The sequence below is a fragment of the Mesorhizobium sp. B1-1-1 genome (assembly GCF_006442955.1).
Taxonomy (GTDB): domain Bacteria; phylum Pseudomonadota; class Alphaproteobacteria; order Rhizobiales; family Rhizobiaceae; genus Mesorhizobium.
In genome coordinates, this window is the sequence record NZ_VFWW01000005.1 from 132,757 (window position 1) to 149,877 (window position 17,121).

At 65.3% G+C, this 17,121-nt stretch carries 12 protein-coding genes and 1 pseudogene; 7 read left to right on the forward strand and 6 right to left on the reverse strand.

The genetic code is table 11. The annotated features are described in order from the left end of the window. Window positions 1-184: 184 nt before the first annotated feature. The 3 genes from FJ986_RS11435 to FJ986_RS11445 form a co-directional block, all read right to left on the reverse strand. Window positions 185-1,015: an aldo/keto reductase gene (locus FJ986_RS11435; RefSeq protein ID WP_140671006.1), complete on the reverse strand. Its 831-nt coding sequence runs from the start codon at window positions 1,013-1,015 to the stop codon at window positions 185-187. A 152-nt stretch (window positions 1,016-1,167) separates the two neighbouring features. Further along, the gene (locus FJ986_RS11440; protein WP_140671007.1) at window positions 1,168-1,800 is read right to left on the reverse strand and encodes a PQQ-binding-like beta-propeller repeat protein; all 633 of its coding nucleotides are present in this window, start codon (window positions 1,798-1,800) and stop codon (window positions 1,168-1,170) included. Window positions 1,801-1,836: 36 nt separating this feature from the next. Continuing rightward, window positions 1,837-3,057, reverse strand: a complete 1,221-nt coding sequence (locus tag FJ986_RS11445; RefSeq protein WP_140671009.1) for a helix-turn-helix domain-containing protein — start codon at window positions 3,055-3,057, stop codon at window positions 1,837-1,839. A gap of 107 nt (window positions 3,058-3,164) precedes the next feature. Here FJ986_RS11445 and FJ986_RS11450 point away from each other — a divergent pair, with 107 nt between their 5' ends. Together FJ986_RS11450 and FJ986_RS11455 are read left to right on the forward strand one after the other, a co-directional pair. Next, window positions 3,165-3,917 (forward strand): DUF899 domain-containing protein, encoded by a 753-nt coding sequence (locus tag FJ986_RS11450; protein ID WP_140671010.1) that lies wholly within the window; start codon window positions 3,165-3,167, stop codon window positions 3,915-3,917. A 120-nt stretch (window positions 3,918-4,037) separates the two neighbouring features. Next, a pseudogene (locus FJ986_RS11455) lies at window positions 4,038-4,292 on the forward strand (hypothetical protein); the annotation flags it as partial. A 312-nt stretch (window positions 4,293-4,604) separates the two neighbouring features. Here the strand turns inward: FJ986_RS11455 and FJ986_RS11460 are convergent. Both FJ986_RS11460 and FJ986_RS11465 read right to left on the reverse strand, forming a co-directional pair. Continuing rightward, a complete protein-coding gene (locus tag FJ986_RS11460; RefSeq protein WP_140674305.1) occupies window positions 4,605-5,603 on the reverse strand; it encodes a bestrophin family ion channel in 999 nt (332 codons plus the stop codon). 57 nt (window positions 5,604-5,660) lie between these two features. Next, on the reverse strand, window positions 5,661-6,275 hold the full coding sequence (locus FJ986_RS11465) for a TetR/AcrR family transcriptional regulator (RefSeq protein ID WP_140500115.1): 615 nt from the start codon (window positions 6,273-6,275) through the stop codon (window positions 5,661-5,663). A 311-nt stretch (window positions 6,276-6,586) separates the two neighbouring features. Here FJ986_RS11465 and FJ986_RS11470 point away from each other — a divergent pair, with 311 nt between their 5' ends. The 3 genes from FJ986_RS11470 to FJ986_RS11480 are packed head-to-tail and all read left to right on the forward strand — an operon-like array spanning window position 6,587 to window position 10,340. Further along, window positions 6,587-7,066, forward strand: a complete 480-nt coding sequence (locus FJ986_RS11470; RefSeq protein ID WP_140552266.1) for a (2Fe-2S)-binding protein — start codon at window positions 6,587-6,589, stop codon at window positions 7,064-7,066. Further along, on the forward strand, window positions 7,063-8,046 hold the full coding sequence (locus FJ986_RS11475; protein ID WP_140674307.1) for a xanthine dehydrogenase family protein subunit M: 984 nt from the start codon (window positions 7,063-7,065) through the stop codon (window positions 8,044-8,046). Before FJ986_RS11470 ends, FJ986_RS11475 begins: the two co-directional genes overlap by 4 nt. Continuing rightward, window positions 8,043-10,340, forward strand: coding sequence for a xanthine dehydrogenase family protein molybdopterin-binding subunit (locus FJ986_RS11480; protein WP_140674309.1), 2,298 nt, complete (start codon window positions 8,043-8,045; stop codon window positions 10,338-10,340). Before FJ986_RS11475 ends, FJ986_RS11480 begins: the two co-directional genes overlap by 4 nt. A 147-nt stretch (window positions 10,341-10,487) precedes the next feature. On the opposite strand, the gene FJ986_RS11485 is transcribed toward FJ986_RS11480, so the two are convergent. Continuing rightward, window positions 10,488-11,630: a helix-turn-helix transcriptional regulator gene (locus FJ986_RS11485; protein ID WP_140630616.1), complete on the reverse strand. Its 1,143-nt coding sequence runs from the start codon at window positions 11,628-11,630 to the stop codon at window positions 10,488-10,490. A 199-nt stretch (window positions 11,631-11,829) separates the two neighbouring features. Here FJ986_RS11485 and FJ986_RS11490 point away from each other — a divergent pair, with 199 nt between their 5' ends. Both FJ986_RS11490 and FJ986_RS11495 read left to right on the forward strand, forming a co-directional pair. Further along, window positions 11,830-12,789: an AraC family transcriptional regulator gene (locus tag FJ986_RS11490; RefSeq protein WP_140630613.1), complete on the forward strand. Its 960-nt coding sequence runs from the start codon at window positions 11,830-11,832 to the stop codon at window positions 12,787-12,789. Between the two features lie 225 nt (window positions 12,790-13,014). Continuing rightward, entirely contained in the window at window positions 13,015-17,103 is a 4,089-nt protein-coding gene (locus tag FJ986_RS11495; RefSeq protein ID WP_281406978.1) for an autotransporter domain-containing protein, read from the forward strand. Window positions 17,104-17,121: the final 18 nt, after the last annotated feature.

A 17,121-nucleotide genomic window follows, 5' to 3' on the forward strand; every position in this document is an offset into this window, starting at 1 on the left:
CGCCCCCCTCTGCCCTGCCGGGCATCTCCCCCACAAGGGGGGAGATTGGCAGCTTTGGCGCCAGCGCCACATTTTTCAAAGTTGAAAATTGGCGAAAGCATTCACGACAGCCGATCTCCCCCCTCGTGGGGGAGATGTCCGGCAGGACAGAGGGGGGCGCCGTAGAGTAAAAACGTTGGTGGCCTCAAAACAAGAACGCCGCCGTCGCAGGGTTCGGCCCGACGCGGCCGTCGGTTGAATCCATGCCGCGGATGGCCTTCAGGTCCTGCGCGTCCAGTTCGAAATCGAAGACGTCGAAATTGGCCGATATGCGGTCCTGGTGAACCGATTTCGGGATGACGATCAGCCCTTCCTGGAGGTGCCAGCGGATCATCGTCTGCGCCGCGGACTTGCCGTGCTTTGCGGCGATGCCTGCTATGGTCGCGTCGCTGAGCAGCCTGCCGCTGCCGAGCGGGCTCCAGCTTTCGGTGTGGATGTTGTGCCGGGCATGGAACTCCCTGATCTCGCGCTGCTGGAAACGCGGATGCAGCTCGATCTGGTTGACGGCTGGCGTGACGCCGGTTTCGCCGATGATGCGCTCCAGGTGATCCCGGTTGAAATTCGACACGCCGACCGATTTGATCCGGCCGGCTTTCTGCAGCTCGACCAATGTCTGCCAGGCCTCGACATATTTGTCCTGGCTGGGCACCGGCCAGTGGATGAGGAACAGGTCGATCTGTTCGATACCGAGCTTGTCCATCGTATCCTCGAAGGCGCGCAATGCGGCATCGCGCTGGTGCGCGCCGTTGCGCAGCTTCGAGGTGATGAACAGCTCGCCTCTCGGCACGCCCGCGCTCCGGATCGCCTCCCCGACGCCCTTCTCGTTCTGGTAGCCTTCGGCGGTGTCGATCAGCCTGTAGCCGGCCTTGATCCCCCAACCCACCACCTTGGCGGTGATAGCGGGATCGACTTGCCACACGCCAAGGCCGAGCCGGGGAATGGTCGAGCCGTCGTTCAACGAAATCTGTTCAGGCATGGTCTGGTCCTCTGCGAAGATGGTCCAGCCTATCTAGGCCCGGCATCGGGCAACGGCCAGCCGGCGGCGGACAAATTGCCGAATCTGTGATCGACACAGACGATGCTCTTGTCGCTTTCGTTGGCATTTGAGCTCACCGCGAAGATCAGCCCTCATTTCGGTCGGCGCACGGTCCTCACCACGCCGCCCGGGCCGCCGCCGCAGAAGAAGCGGTCGCCGCCGTCGGATTCGAGCCCCGACACGCCCTTGCCGGGCGGCATGTCGAGCCGTTCCAGCACGTCTCCGGTCACCGGGTCGACGCGCCGCACATCGCTCTGGTCGCCTTCCCAGGTGCCGTGCCACAACTCGCCATCGACCCAGGTCACGCCGGTGACGAAGCGGTTGGATTCGATGACGCGCAGGACCGCCCCGGTCTCGGGATCGATCTGGTGGATCTTGCGCTGGCGGTTCTGCCCCACCCACAACGTGCCCTCGGCCCAGGTGAGGCCGGAATCGCCGCCGCCGCCGGGCGCCGGAATGGTGGACAGCACCGCGCCGGTGCCGGGATCGATCTTCTGGATCCGGTCCTTGGCGAGTTGGTAGAGGTACTGGCCGTCATAGGCCGTCCCGGCATGCGCGGCGACATCGATCGAGCGCACCGCCTGCCCGCTCTCCGGGTCGAAGGCGGTGAGCCCCTTGCCCGAGGCAAACCAGACGTTCTGCCCGTCGAAGCTCACCCCATGCACGCTGTCCACGCCCGCAAAGGGGCCGTATTCACGCAGGATTTCGGCCGCCGCATGTTTCATGTCTTCATCCTCACCTTTTGATCGTGTGATCCATTCCTAGCCGCTCGGCAACGGCGCCGGGAGTAACAAGGTGGTCGTGAAACCCGCCACCGGCGGCGTCATCCAGCGGCGCGCCCGGCCGCGGCCGAACCATTGCACCTTGCCGGTCTCGGCAAGCTGCTCCAGCGCGCGCTGCACGCTGCGCTGGCTGGATGCGAGCGCCAGCGCCAGTGCCGAGCTCGACCAGGCTTCGCCGTCGGCGAGGAAGGCGAGCACTGCCGCATGCCGCTCCTCGAGAGGCCGCGCCAGCACCACCACTTCGCCGCCCCGTTTCGGCGCCAGCGAAAAACCGCGCTTCGTCGCCTGGATGTCGGCCAGCCCGCGCAGCTCGGCGCGCAGCCGGCCGATCTCGACCCGCAGCCGGGCGCGATGCGATTCATCGGCGTGCCTGCCGCCGAAGGCCCTGGCGATGAGCGCCGCACGCGGCATGTCGCCGGGCCAGGCCTCGGCCAACGCGCGCGCCAGCGCAAACAGCACCGGGCGCGTCGCCAGAGAGGCCCGCGCCTCCTGTCTGCGCACGGCATAACGAAGACCGTCGACCACCAGCGCTTCCGATGCCTGCAAGGTCTCGACTTCCTCGAGCAGCAGCGGATGCTCCTGGCCGTTCGCGATCAGCCGCGCCGCCGGCGTTGCCAGCACCCGGAACGCGCTGTCGACCTCGGCCATCAGTCCGGGAATGCCGGCCCGCCATGCGGCGTGGCGGGCCCGCTCGAGTGCCGCGCGCGCGGTCTTCGTCCTGAGGCGCCGCATGGCGATGCCGGCGACGACCAGCTCGTGCGCGGCCCGCGAAGCCGGCGGAAACGGCGTCGCATCGAGCCCGGCCAGCACCTGCTCGGCCTCGTCGAGACGGCCGATCAGCAACAGGAATCGCACTTCCAGGTGCCGCGCATGCGCGGCGTTCAGCCGGTCGCCTTGCTTTTCCAGCGTCGCCCGCGCCGCGTCGAGCGCCTTGGCCGGCCAGCCGAGGTCGCGCGAAACCAGCGCGATCTCGGCTTCGGCGATGACGCATCTGGCGCGCGCCACCGCTTCCCTCGGCCCGAAGGTGCGCCCCGCCCGCCGCAGCAGAGCCCTGGCCCGGTCGAGATCGCCGAGCTGCGCCATGGCGATGCCGCGCAGCGCCAGCGCCGGCGCGTCCTCGCGCAACGCCACGCGGTCGAGCGCGCCGAGCGGATCACCCGCCGCCAGCAACAGCCCCACGGCCGTGATCAGCGAATCCATCAAAATCCCGCCACGGCGAATCCCGCCATACTTGTAACTCTCACCATCCCGCTGTCCGGCGCTATGTCAGTCCCGTCACATCAAACCGGAACAGCGAGGCAAAAGCCATGACCAAGCAAATGCACACACCGCCGATCGTTTCCCAGCAAGCATGGGAGGCGGCGCGCCAGCAGTTGCTCGTAAAGGAGAAGGCGACGCTCCGCGCCAAGGATGCGTTGGCCGCCGAGCGCCGCCGCATGCCGTGGATGGCCGTCGAGAAGGACTACACGTTCGAAGGACCCAACGGAAAAGCGAGCCTGCTCGACCTGTTCGAGGGCCGCCGCCAGCTGATCGTCTACCGCGCCTTCTTCGAGCCGGGTGTGTATGGCTGGCCCGATCACGCCTGCCGCGGCTGCTCGCTGGGTGCCGACCAGGTCTCCAACCTCGCCCATCTCAACGCCCGCGACACCACGCTAGCCTACGCCTCGCGCGCGCCGCAGGCCGACATTGCGCGGTTGAAGAAGCGGATGGGCTGGGCAATGCCCTGGTACACCATCACCGACAGCTTCGACAAAGATTTCGGCGTCGACGAATGGCACGGCCACAACGTCTTCATCCGCGACGGGGACCGCATCTTCCGCACCTATCTGATCAACAACCGCGGCGACGAGGCGATGGGCACCGTCTGGAGCTACCTCGACGCCACGCCGCTCGGCCGCCAGGAGGTCTGGGAGGACTCGCCCGAAGGCTATCCGCAGACCCCGACCTACAAATGGTGGAACTGGAGCGACAATTACGACGCAGACACCGCGCCGGACAGGAAATGGGACGAAGTGTCTGCTGCCGGCGAGGCGGCGTTCCGCAACAAGGACGTCCAGTAGAGCCTGGCTAGAGCGCCGGCTCCACGCAAGCGCGGCCGGACGCTCTTCACAAGGCGGCAGCTTTCCCAGAACTGCTGCTGCTTTCCGGGCTTGCGCCAATGCGCAACCGAGGAGAAAGACATGAGCGACATCCATACAGACGCCCGCCGCTGTCCCGATCAGGACGCGGCCCGCCTCGGCATCGCCGACTGGCTGGGCCTCGCCGCCGCGCCGACCTTCGCCCTGATGGCGCTGCTGGCCGGCATCTTCGGCGGCGATGCGGCGATGCTGTGCATGGGCACCTCTTCGCCGCTCACCGGCATGCCGGCCATGTACCTGCTGATGAGCGCCTTCCATCTGGCGCCTTGGCTGCGCGTGATTTCCAACAGGCAGGCGGGCCGGGAGAAAGCAAAGCGCTTGGAGAAAACTCTGCAAAAACAGAGCATTGCGCAAACCAGTTTGAATCGCCGATGCAACCCATCAAGGAGAAGAACCATGACACGGACGAGTGAGACGTACGGTCCCGACACACGGGAGCCGATCGAGGCGGAGCCGACACGGCGCGGCGACGAGCCGTCGCAACCCGCCAAGGGCTGCCCCTGGTGCACGCCCGAAAAGACCTGACGCTTCGACGGCGGAGCGGCGCGCCGCCCAGGCGCAATGAAGCCGGCCGTTCGCCCTGCTCATCGCCGCCAAGCGCGCTGGCGTTTACGTCGCGATGTCGTTGACAGGCAGCAATGGCGCGGGAAGGTCGACCTCGCCGAGCCCGGTCCGCATCTCGATCTCGATGTCGCGGCAGATCTGCGAAATCGGCACATCGTTGGCGTTGCCCTCGAAAGGGTTGGCGCTGCTCTCGCCGACCTGGTCGAGCGACATGTATGCCCAGCCCAGCAGCGTGCTGAACGGGATCGTCAGCCAGATCGCGATCGAGCCCAGCGCCCCGCCGAATTTGCCCATCTCGGCGAAGACCGGAACGACGCCGAACGGCAACAGCGTGCAGAAGATCATGACGAACATGGAACTGACGATGGCGTATTGGCGGGGATAGGGATTGTTCTTGATGCGGTCGCAGCGCGCCTGCTGGTCGTGGAAGTCGCGGATGAGTTTTGTCAGTTCGCCATAGATCTGCGGAGGAATTTTGGCGACCTTGAACAAGCCGTTGACCTGCACCGATTGCATTTCGAGCAAGGCGATCGCCGGGCGGGGCGATTTCAGGACGCCCCCGGTCTGCTCGCCCAGCAACGGCCGCAATTCGTCGGCGATCGAGCCCGTATCCTCCTGGACATGGTAACGCCGCCGGTATTCGATATTGGCGGCCCGCGCCATGGATTCCCAAGGCATCGGCCGCCGCAGCGCGAAACGCAGCGCCGTCATCCAGGCGATGTGGCGATAGATGAGTTGCTTCGCTGTCGGCGCGTCGGTGAAGTCCCTGCAGAAATTGGACCACAACCGGCTGCTGGCCGTGATTTGCGCAAAGGCCTGCAGCGCTTCACCGCTGCGGGTAAACACCTGCGAATTCTTGAAGCCCGCAACCAGTGACACCGTGGTGCCGAGCACCAGCACGACAGACCACGGCACCGAGAACCCGGCAAGTCCGGGAAAACGGTAGGCGGCCACCGCCAGTCCGCTCACCACCACCATGTAGATGACGCTGCGCCGCGACCAGAGCGCGAAATCCATCACCTTGTAGGAACGGCCCACATACATAAGATGCCCCCAAATCGCGGACGTGCCCGCTAGCCGCAGGCCAGTCTCCAGTCGCCCTCACCTAGCCTTGGCGGCGCCGAACCGCAATCCGTCCATCAGCAGCCGGACCAGCCGGCGCGAGCGATCGCGCCAATCCGGGGTGTCGGGCGCCGAATAGATGCCGCCCAGCGCGTGCAGCACGTCGGACGCGTCGACATCGCCACGGATCGTGCCCTCGGCCACCGCCGCCTCGACCAATTGCCGCAACGCCGCCGAGACCCGACCCGACGTGTCGGAATAGAGATTGGCATTCGCCGTCAACAGGATGCGCAGGCTGGTCGCAAGCCCTCGCTTGGTGGCGATATAGTCGACGAAGCGCCGCATCCATTCTTCCAGTGCCACGTCGGACGGATGCTTTGCCGCCAGTTCGCCGGCGGCCGCGCACAGCCCCTCCACCTCGCGGCGGTAGACCACCTCGACCAGGTGCTCGCGTGTCGGGAAATGCCGGTAGAGCGTGCCGATGCCGACGCCCGCGCGGCGCGCGATCTCCTCCAGCGAGGCATCGATCCCGCGCTCGGCGAAGACCGAGGCCGCCACCTCGACCAGCCGGTCGCGGTTGCGCTGCGCGTCGGCGCGCAGCGGCTTGGCCTCTGCGGTCTTCTGGTCGGGGATGGCGGACGGCTCTGCGGCCAATTTTTTCTCCACTGTCGAAATATGGGGCTTGAACCCCATCGGGTCAGCCCCCACGTAATAAACGGAGGCGCCTCCGCTTTAGTGGAGCACCTTTATCATATAATCAGGGGAACCGGTATGTCACGTGCTGAAAGCTTGCAAGCCAAAGCCGATTTCCGCTGGAGAGTGACCGTGACCGCAAAGCTGCCAATCTCACCTCTTGCGAGGGAGATCGCTGTCTCCGCCGCTCCGCCTCCTCGATTGGCCTTGCCCTTCCCCGCCCCGACACCACTTCATTTCCCTCAGCGTCAAGCAACTGGAGCCAGACGCCCATGACGAACACCACAATCCCCGTCCATCTCGATATCAACGGCCAGCCGCATACGCTGGACCTCGAACCGCGCGTCACGCTGCTCGACGCCTTGCGCGACCGCCTCGGCCTGACAGGCACCAAGAAGGGCTGCGACCACGGCCAGTGCGGCGCCTGCACGGTGCATGTCGACGGCGAGCGCGTGCTGGCTTGCCTGACGCTGGCGGCACAGGCCGAAGGCCGCACCGTCACCACCATAGAGGGGCTTGCACGGGAGGGCGAACTGCATCCCGTGCAGGCTGCCTTCCTCGATCAGGACGCCTTCCAGTGCGGCTATTGCACATCTGGCCAGATCATGTCGGCGGTCGCCTGCATCCGCGAAGGCCATGCCGGCTCCGATGACGAGATCCGCGAATACATGGCCGGCAATCTCTGCCGCTGCGGCGCCTATCCGCACATCGTCGCCGCCGTGCGCCAGGCAGCGCTGGAGGCCGCGTCATGAGGGATTTTTCCTATCTTCGCGCCAACTCCGTCGACGCCGCACGCCAGGCGGCCGCCCTGCCCGGCGCCATGCTGCTGGCCGGCGGCACGACGCTGATCGACCTCGCCAAATGCGACGTCGCCGAGCCCGATAGCCTGGTCGACATCAGCCATCTCAAGGGGCTCGATACCATCGAGATCGACGAGCGCGGCGCCGTCATCGGCGCGCTCGCCAGGATGAGCCATGTCGCCGACCACGCCGGCATCAAGGGCGGCTTTCCCGCTGTCTCGGAGGCGCTGTGGCAGGCGGCTTCGGCGCAGCTCCGCAACATGGCGACCGTCGGCGGCAATCTGATGCAGCGCACACGCTGCCCCTATTTCCGCGATCCCTCGAATTTTGCCGCCTGCAACAAGCGTGAGCCCGGCAGCGGCTGCTCGGCGATCGGCGGCGTCACCAGGGGCCATGCGGTGCTCGGCACCAGCGAGGCCTGCATCGCCATGTATCCCGGCGACCTCGCCACCGCGCTGGTCGCCTTCGACGCGGTGGTCCATCTCGGTGAGCGCCGGGTCTTGGTCGACGACTTTTTCCTGCTGCCCGGCACCACGCCTCAGAAGGAACACGCGATCGAACCGGGCGAGATGATCACCGCCATCGAAATCCCGGGATCCGCCGCCGCCCGCCGCTCGACCTACGTGAAGGTCCGAGACCGGCAGTCTTACGAGTTCGCCGCCGCCAGTGCCGCCGCCGGCCTCGAACTCGAGGCCGACGGGCGCACCGTCCGCGACCTGCGCGTCGCGCTAGGCGGCGTTGCCACCAAGCCCTGGCGGGCGCGCGCCGTGGAAGAGGCGCTGAAAGGCAAGGTGCTGGAGCCTGCGGCTGTCCGCGCGGCCAGCCTGCTCGCCGTCGAGGGCGCCGTCGACCATGGCGCCAACCACTACAAGATCGAGCTCGCGCCGCGCGTCGTCGCGCGCGCCATCCTCAAACTGGGAGAAGCGGCATGACCGTTCACATCGCAAGACATGGCGACGCCTCCGACGGCGTGCTGGCACAAGCCGTCGGAGGCCGGCTGTCGCGCGTCGACGGCCCGGCCAAGATCACCGGTGCGGCCAAATACGCCGTCGAACAGCAGCTCGAAGACCTGGCCTACGCCGTGCTGGTCGACAGCACGATCGCGTCCGGCAAGGTGCGCGCCATCGATACGGCGCAGGCTGAGGCGGCGCCCGGCGTGCTGCAAGTGCTGACGCCGGACACCATCATGGCCCTGAAAACCGCGTCGGACTGGTTCGGCACGCCCCCGCCCGACAAGCCTTATTGCCCGCTGGCGCGCGACATCAGCTTTTCGGGCCAGCATGTCGCCGCCGTGGTCGCGGAAACCTTCGAGCAGGCGGTCGCGGCAGCGGCCCTGGTCAAGGTCGACTATGACGAGACGCCGGCCATCGTCGACCTCAACGATGCCAAAGCCGGCGACGGCATTCCGATCGAGGCCATGACCAAGGAATGGGGCGACGCGCAGGCTGCCTTTGCGTCCGCCCCGGTCCGGATCTGCGCCGCCTACAACACGCCGCGCGAATACCAGGCGCCGATGGAGCCGCACGGCCTGATCGCCCGCTGGGAGGGCGACCGGCTCACCGTGTGGGAGCCGAGCCAATGGCTCGATGGCATGGCGCGCACCTATGCCGAATGGTTCGGTGTGCCGTTCGAGAATGTGCGGCTGGTCTCGCCCTATATTGGCGGCGGGTTCGGCTCCAAGGCGCTGGCGCTCGGCCACGGCGCGGTTGCCGCGAGTGCAGCCAAAATGCTCGGCCGGCCGGTGCGCCTGGTGATGACGCGCCCGCAGACCTTCACCGGCTATGGCGGCCGCGCCGCGACGCGCCAGACGGTGGCGCTCGGCGCGGATGCGGAAGGAAAAATCCAGTCGATCGTGCATCGCGGCGTCAATGAAACGTCGATCGATGGCATGTGGGTGGAGCCGTTGGCCTCGGTTACCTCGATCATGTACGCGACGCCGAACTTTTCGTCCCGGCAGAACGTCGTGCGGGTGAATTCCGTGGTGCCGGGCGCCATGCGCGCGCCGGGCGAGAACCCTTCGGCCTTCGGCATCGAAAGCGCCATCGACGAGCTCGCCTATGAGGTTGGCATCGACCCGCTGGAGATCCGGCTGCGGAACTATGCCGAGCAGGACCCGGAAGTGAAAAAAGCCTGGTCCACCAGGCAGTTGCGCGAGGCTTTTGCCACGGGCGCCGAGCGCTTCGGCTGGGCCAGGCGCTCACCGGAGCCGCGTTCGATGCGCGACGGCAACCAGCTGATCGGCTGGGGCGTAGCCGCCGGTACCTATCCGGTGCGGCGCGCCTATGGCGAGGCGATCGTGCGCATCCAGGCCGACGGCTCGGTGGAGGTCGAAAGCTCCTCGATCGACATGGGCCAGGGCACCTACACCATCCTGGCGCAGACGGCGGCCGAGACGGTGGGCGTGCCGGCCGACGACGTCGTGGTGAAGCTGGGCGATTCCCGCTTTCCCCGCGCCGGCGTCGCAGGCGGCTCGCGCCTGGCCGGCGTCATGACCGGTGCCGTCTACAAGGCCGCGACCTCGGCGCTCGACCAGTTGGTCGGGTTGGCGATCAGCGACCCGCGCTCGCCCTTCCATGCGCTGCAGGCCAACACGCTGGTCGTCGCCAATGGCCGCATCACCGCACCGCGTGGCGACGGCCCCGATGTGTCGATCGCCGAGCTCCTCAAAAGCGTCGGCCGCGACCGCATCGAGGCGACAGGCGATACCATGCCGGCCAATTCGAGTGCCGAGGACCGCTACAGGAACTACACCACCATCGCCATGGCGCTGCCGCACACCGAAGGCGACTATTCCCGCCATTCCTGGTGCGCGCATTTCATCGAGGTCCGGGTCGACGAGGATTTCGGCACGGTGCGCGTCTCGCGCGTCGTGTCGGCGCTGGATTCGGGACGGCTCTACAATCCGAAGCTGGCGGAAAGCCAGTGGAAGGGCGGCATCATCATGGGCATCGGCCAAGCGTTGCTGGAAGAAGGCATCATCGACCGCCGCCACGGCCGCATCGTCAACAACAACCTCGCCGACTATCTGGTGCCGACCAATGCCGACATTCCCGACATCGAGGTGATTTCGGTCGGCATCCCCGACCCGCACTCCTCGGTGCTCGGCGGCAAGGGCGTCGGCGAACTGCCCATCGTCGGCGTGGCGCCGGCGATCGCCAACGCGGTGTTCCACGCGACGGGGAAAAGGGTGCGCGACTTGCCGATCACGCTGGAGAAGCTGATCTGAGCGGTGGAAGCGAGTAATCTCCCCCCTTGAGGGGGAGATGGCCGGCAGGCCAGAGGGGGGCGGCCAGGCGCGATCCCGGCGAGCGAGCGCTTCGCGCCGGAGCCGCTCTGGAGGCGGTGAGCCGATCTCGCGCTGCGGACTACGCCTTCAGCCTGAATGCGCTGCCAGGGGCGTGCCTATGTCCGAGACGAGCTTGACAAGATCGGCTTGGCGTCTCGTCCCGGTTTTGGCGAAGATACGATTGAGGTGTGTCTTCAAGGTGTTTTCGCCGATGCCGAGCGCCAAAGCGCTCTTCGACGCCGACAATCCGCTGCCGATCCGCAGCAGGACCCGCGCCTCCGCGGGCGTAAGGTCGAACAGCGTGGTCAGGACGGCCTCCGGGAGAGGAGAAGCCGACGTCGTGGTCGATATGAAGACAGCCGCGCATGCCGGCCGGAAGGCCGCGCGCGCGGTTCCTTCGGTCAGCGGCAGCACATAGGCGACGGCGGGCGGCTGGCCTGGGGCCGAGACCGGCAGTCCTATGCCCCGGGCGCCAAGCGAAGCATCCGCGTTCGCGGCGCTGGCGATCGCTTCCAGCAGGGCGCGGGCGACCGCCGGATTCTGCGCCTGGAGCAGGCCGTTCCTGGAAAGAATCGGACCTTGCGCCGACAACATCCGTTCGGCAGCGCCATTGGCATGGAGGATGGCCCCGTTGGCGCCGGCAAGCACGACAGGCACTGCGAGATTGTCGAGCGCCTGGCGGTAAAGGCTGGCGGTAACGCGAGCCTGGTCGAGCAGGTCTCCGATCAGGGAAGCACGGCGCAGATGCGGCGAGAGCAACGCCAGGAAATGTTGGTCCTCGGCTGATATGATCCCCCTGTCGGCCCATGTGGTGCAACCCATGAGCCCGATCCGGTCCGATGTGTGGACGAATTTGGTGATGCAGGCTTCGCGCAATCCCTGCGGTTTGGCCCAATTCTGAAAAAATGCCGTCTGCCCGAGTTCGGCTTCGCTCATCAGCGACAGCGTCGCGACGGGCGTGTCGACGTCGCCGATGACCGCCGTCTTCAGACCGGGAATTGCATCAAAGTCATAGTCCTGGAGCACGCGCATTTGCACGGGATCCCAGGGCGATTGAGCGGCGAAGCGGCCATGATTGTCGGCGGTGCTGGCGAGCGCGATGGTTGTATAGGCCGCGTCCATGGCCGTCGTGATCCGGGTCATGACCCCGGCCCAGCCTTCCGGGTTCAAAACGCAATCGTAGATATCGCCGATAATGGAACCAAGGACTTCGCTGCTCAGCCTCTCCACCACGCCTCCAGACACACTGCGATCTCGCCTCGGAGAATTTTGTGGCGTCATACTTTTGGATGACGCCACTCCTGGCTGATCTCGATTAGGATTCAACTCGATTGCTTGACGCCAGCCGCCACTGTTGCCGGTTATTCTGCCGATTGAAAGTATGGCGATCGGTATTTTTTAAGCGCGGATACTTTATCGAGGTTTTCCATTGTCGCGAAAGACGGTGTTTTCATCGGCTCAGTTGCCGCCGCATCTTGGCGAACGCGAGCGATTTTCCCTGTGGCAGGACATCCACGTCGCGGAAATCTGGTCGGTGGAATACGGCATATCGGAAAACCTGCCCTTCGAGGCCTCGATCGAAGCCACGGCTGTCGGTTCACTGGTTCTCGGTCAGATGTCCGGAACGATCAAGCAGGCGACAAGGAAGGCGAGCAACATCGCCGAGGACGACAATGACGGCTATTTGCTGCTGATCAACAAGGCCGACACCCTCTTGTCGGGCGTGCAGGTCGGCCGCGAATATGCCGTCGGTCGGGGAGAAGCCGTCCTCGTCACGGCCTCGGAAGCGCTGAAAATGAGCGGCGCCGACAGCAATATCTGGACCAATGTGGTGGTCCCACGCGCGGTCCTCATGCGCGCCTTCCCGCAGATCGACGACCGGCTAGGGTTGAAGATCGGCGCCGACAACGAAGCCCTCGATCTTCTCAAGCGCTATTGCGAGCTTCTTGAAAGCGGCAGCCCGCTCGCCTCGGCCGATCTCATAACCCATGCGACGGACACGATCGTGGACCTGATCGGCCTGGTGACCGGGGCGAAAGGCCGAGCTGCCGAATTGGTCGGCCTTCGCGGCCTGCGCGCCGCCAGGCTGGAGGCGATCCTGGCAACGATTGCCGAGGATTTCGCCGATCCTGGCATCTCCGCCCAAGGTGTCGCGCAACAGCTCGGCCTGTCGGCGCGCTACGTCCATGATCTCCTTCAGGAAACCGGAGTGAGCTTCTCCGAGCGCGTTCTCGAACTGCGGTTGCAGAGCGCCCATAGGATGCTCTCTCAGAGACACAGCGACATGCGGGTCAGCGATATCGCGATGACGAGCGGGTTCAGCGATGTATCGTATTTCAATCGCTGCTTTCGTCGCCGTTTCGGCTATACGCCGACCAGCGCCAGATAGGGTTGCGGCATTTTCTGTGGCCGGCCCTGGCGCGGCGTCCGATTCTCTCTTTGAGAGGCCGGTGAAGCGGCACCTGCGCGACCGTGGCGCAGAACTGCCACAGTGCGCGCAAAAGGCTCGGCTTTTCGCTCCAGTCCAATTCCAGTGCGGCCCTGCCCAAGACAAGCCCGAGCTCCAATGACATGTCAGCCTCAAGGTGAAATGACTATCATGTCAGGGGTTTGGATGCCGCAGAATGGTTTTGGTGGCCGCAGGGCTAACGCATGGAAATATCTGGCGCTGACGTCGACCGCGCTGGTCGGACTCGGCCAGCCGATCGCCGCGACGGCGGCCGATGCCTGGACCGGCACCACCTCCACGGATTGGTTTACCGCCGGAAACTGGAACGCTGGGTCAGTGCCGACGGCGGCCGATATTGTATATATCAGCAATTCGACACCGAATCCGACTGTTATCAACGCTGGCAACGCTTTTGCCGACGATATTTACCTTGGCTTTGTAGCTTCTTCGGACGGCAGCCTTGTCATTTCGAACGGCACGTTGACGACCGACCGAGCATTCTTATCCTGGGGGGATAACTCCACTTCTGATGTCACCGTAACAGGTGCGGGTTCCTCGTGGACCAGCAGCAGTTTGGTGGTTGGTAGTTTCGGGCTGGCTACGCTCGATATCCTCAATGGCGGTGTCGTGACGGATGCTGTGGGTATTGTTGCGGGCGGCAGCAACGTTCAAGGCGTCGTAAAGATCGATGGCGCCGGCTCAACGTGGCTTAACACTGATAGCCTCACGGTCGGCAGTTCCGGCGTTGGTGCGGTAACGGTTTCCAACGGCGGCAACGTCATCAGCGACAGCGCCTATATTGGCCAATATTCAGATTCGATCGGCTCGGCGACGATCGATGATGCCACCTGGACAAACAATGGAACGCTCTATGTCGGCCATGATGGCGACGGCGCGTTGATAATCACCAACGGCGGTGTGGTTAGCAATGCTGATGCCATGGTGGGCTACAGCACCGATTCAGCCGGTAAGGTGATGGTCGATGGCATCGGCTCAACCTGGCTCAACAGCGGGAACTTGTCCGTCGGCGTCGACGGGACAGGTACGTTGATGGTCTCGAACAGCGGAAAGGTCAGCAATACTTCAGGTTATATTGGCGCCTCCGCGGGTTCGACCGGCAAGGTGTTCGTCGACAACTCGACCTGGACAAACAGCGGATCGCTGAGTGTCGGCGATTTCGGCACCGGCACTCTGGCGATCAGCCATGGCGGCGACGTCAGCTCCAATGGGGGGACTATTGGCGCGAATGCCGGCTCGACCGGCAGCGTGTTCATCGAAAATGCCGGCTCGACCTGGACCAACAGTTCCGACCTGGCTGTCGGCGATTTCGGCACCGGCACGCTAGCGATCAGCAACGGCGGCGCTGTCAGCAATGACAAGGCCTATGTTGGCAAGTCGGCGGGCTCGACCGGCATCGTGATAGTCGTCGACTCAACCTGGACAAACAGCGGGTCGCTGATCGTCGGCGATTTCGGCAAGGGCGCTCTGCAGATCACGCAAGGCGGCGCGGTCAGCAACAGTTGGGCAACTGTTGGCGCGAAGGCGGGCTCGACCGGCATCGTATTCGTCGACGGTGCCGGCTCGACCTGGACAAACAGTTCGGACCTGATCGTTGGCGATCAGGGCACAGGTACGCTGACGGTTTCGAACAAGGGCACGGTCAGCAATCAGAACGGCATTTTGGCAAATGTTGCGGGCTCCACCGGCACGGCGACGGTCGAGGGTGCAGGCTCGACCTGGGCCAGCGTAGCCCTTTTCGTCGGTTTCGCCGGCACGGGCGAACTGAACATCCTCAACGGCGGCGCGGTCAACAGTGGCCTGGGCTTCGTTGGTTTCGGTTCGGGTTCCGCCGGCACAGTGACCGTCGACGGCGGGGGATCGACCTGGACAAACAGTTCCAACCTGTTCGTCGGCGATCAGGGTACCGGCACGCTGAATATCTCGAACGGCGGCAAGGTCAGCGATACCACAGGCTATGTGGGCGCATTCTCTGGCTCGACCGGCACGGTGACGGTCGACGGCGGGGGGTCGGCCTGGAACAACAGCTCGGACCTGTTCGTAGGCGGTTTCAGCACGGGTACTCTGACGATCTCGAACAGCGGCACGGTCAGCAATGGCTGGGGCTATATCGGCTACGTTGCCGGTTCGACCGGCATGGCGGCGGTTGACGGCACGGGATCGAAGTGGACGAACAGCGGGGACCTCTATGTCGGAGGCTTTGGCACGGGCACGGTGACGGTTTCGAAAGGCGGCGTGGTCAGCAATGGCTTGGGCTTGGTTGGCTACGCCGCAGGTTCGGTCGGCACGGTAGCGGTCGACGGCACAGGCTCGACATGGGCCAGCAGCGGAGATCTTGATGTCGGCGTTAGTGGAACAGGCACGCTGACGATTGCCAATGGCGGCGCGGTGTCGAGCGGCGGCGTGGTCAACATCGCCGCCATGGCGGGCTCCGTCGGCACGCTCAACATCGGTGCGGCGAGCGGATCGCCAGCGGCGGCCGCGGGCACGCTCAATGCGGCGAGCGTCCAGTTCGGGCCGGGCGCGGGTGCGATCAACTTCAACCACACCGATACGAACTACGCCTTCGCGTCGGCGATCGGTGGCGCAGGCACGATCAACCAGATCGCCGGCGCGACGAACCTCACCGCCGATTCGAGCGGCTTCACCGGTGCCACCAATGTGGATGGCGGGCGGCTGGCCGTAAATGGTTCGCTGGCCAATTCGCTGGTGACGATCTTCGGTGGCACGCTGGGCGGCAACGGCACGGTGGGCGGTGTCATGGCGCGGTCGGGCGGCATCATCGCACCCGGCAATTCGATCGGTACGCTCCACGTCGCCGGCAATCTCGACCAGGCGGCGGCCTCGATCTACCAGGTCGAGCTGACCTCGACCGGCCAGTCCGATCTCATCCACGCGACGGGCACGGCGACGATCGCCGCCGGTGCGGTCCTCGACGTGATCAAGACCGACGCAGCACCTTACGTGGCGGGCACGCATTACACCGTGCTGCAGGCAGACATGGGCGTCACCGGCACCTACACGCTCAGCGGCCTAGGCCCGTTCACCGGCCTTTTCGCGAGTTACGACCCGACGCATGTCTATCTCGACGCGACGCAGGCAAAATCCTTCGCCGAGGTCGGCCTGACACCCAACCAGATCGCCACCGGCGGTGGTGCCGAAAGTCTTGGCAGCGGTAATCCGCTGTTCGATGCGATATTTGCTTTGCCGAGCGAAGCAGCCGCCCAGGACGCCTTCGACCAGCTTTCCGGGGAAATCCACGCCTCGGCCAAGGGCATGCTGCTTGAAGACAGCCGCTTCGTCCGCGACGCCGCCAGCAATCGCATTGCTGCTGCCTTTGGCGATGGCGGCGCGGCGGCGCTGCCGGTCATGGCCTATGGCGAGGGTGGACCGGAAATGGTGGCGGCCGATACCGACCGCTTCGCCGTCTGGGGCCAGGTGTTCGGTTCGTGGAGCAACACCGACAGCGACGGCAATGCCGCCGCCTTCGACCGCTCGACCGGGGGCCTGCTGGCCGGCGCCGACACTTTGGTCGGCGGCTGGCGTGTCGGCGTGCTCGGCGGCTACGGCCATTCCTCCTTCGATGCCGACGACCGCGATTCGTCAGGCAAGAGCGACAGCTACCATCTCGGTCTCTATGGCGGCACGAACTGGGGCGCCATCGCCTTCCGCAGCGGTGCAGCCTATAGCTGGAGCAGCATCTCGAGCAGGCGCTCGGCTACTTTCAACGGCTTTGCCGATCAACTGTCGGCGGACTACGACGCCGGCACCGCGCAAGTGTTCGGCGAACTCGCTTACAAGGCTGATGCCGGTGGCTTCCATTTCGAACCCTTCGCCAACCTCGCCTATGTCAGCGTGCACACCGACGGCTTCACCGAAACGGGTGGTGCCGCGGCGTTGACCAGCGCCAGCACAAACAACGACGCCACCTTCACCACGCTCGGCCTTCGCGGCGCGACCGACTTCGCGCTTGGCGGCATCGATGCCACCGCTCGCGGCATGCTCGGCTGGCGTCACGCCTTCGGCGATGTCACGCCGACCTCGGTCTTCGCCTTCGCCGGCGGCGATCAATTCACCATCGCCGGCGTGCCGATCGCCAGGGATGCCGCGGTGATCGAGGCCGGCCTCGATCTCAACATGTCGGCCAATGCGACGCTCGGCCTGTCCTATACCGGCCAGTTCGGCAGTGGCACGGTCGACCAGGGCGCGAAGGTCGATCTGGGCGTGAAGTTCTGAACGACGGTGACGAAACGG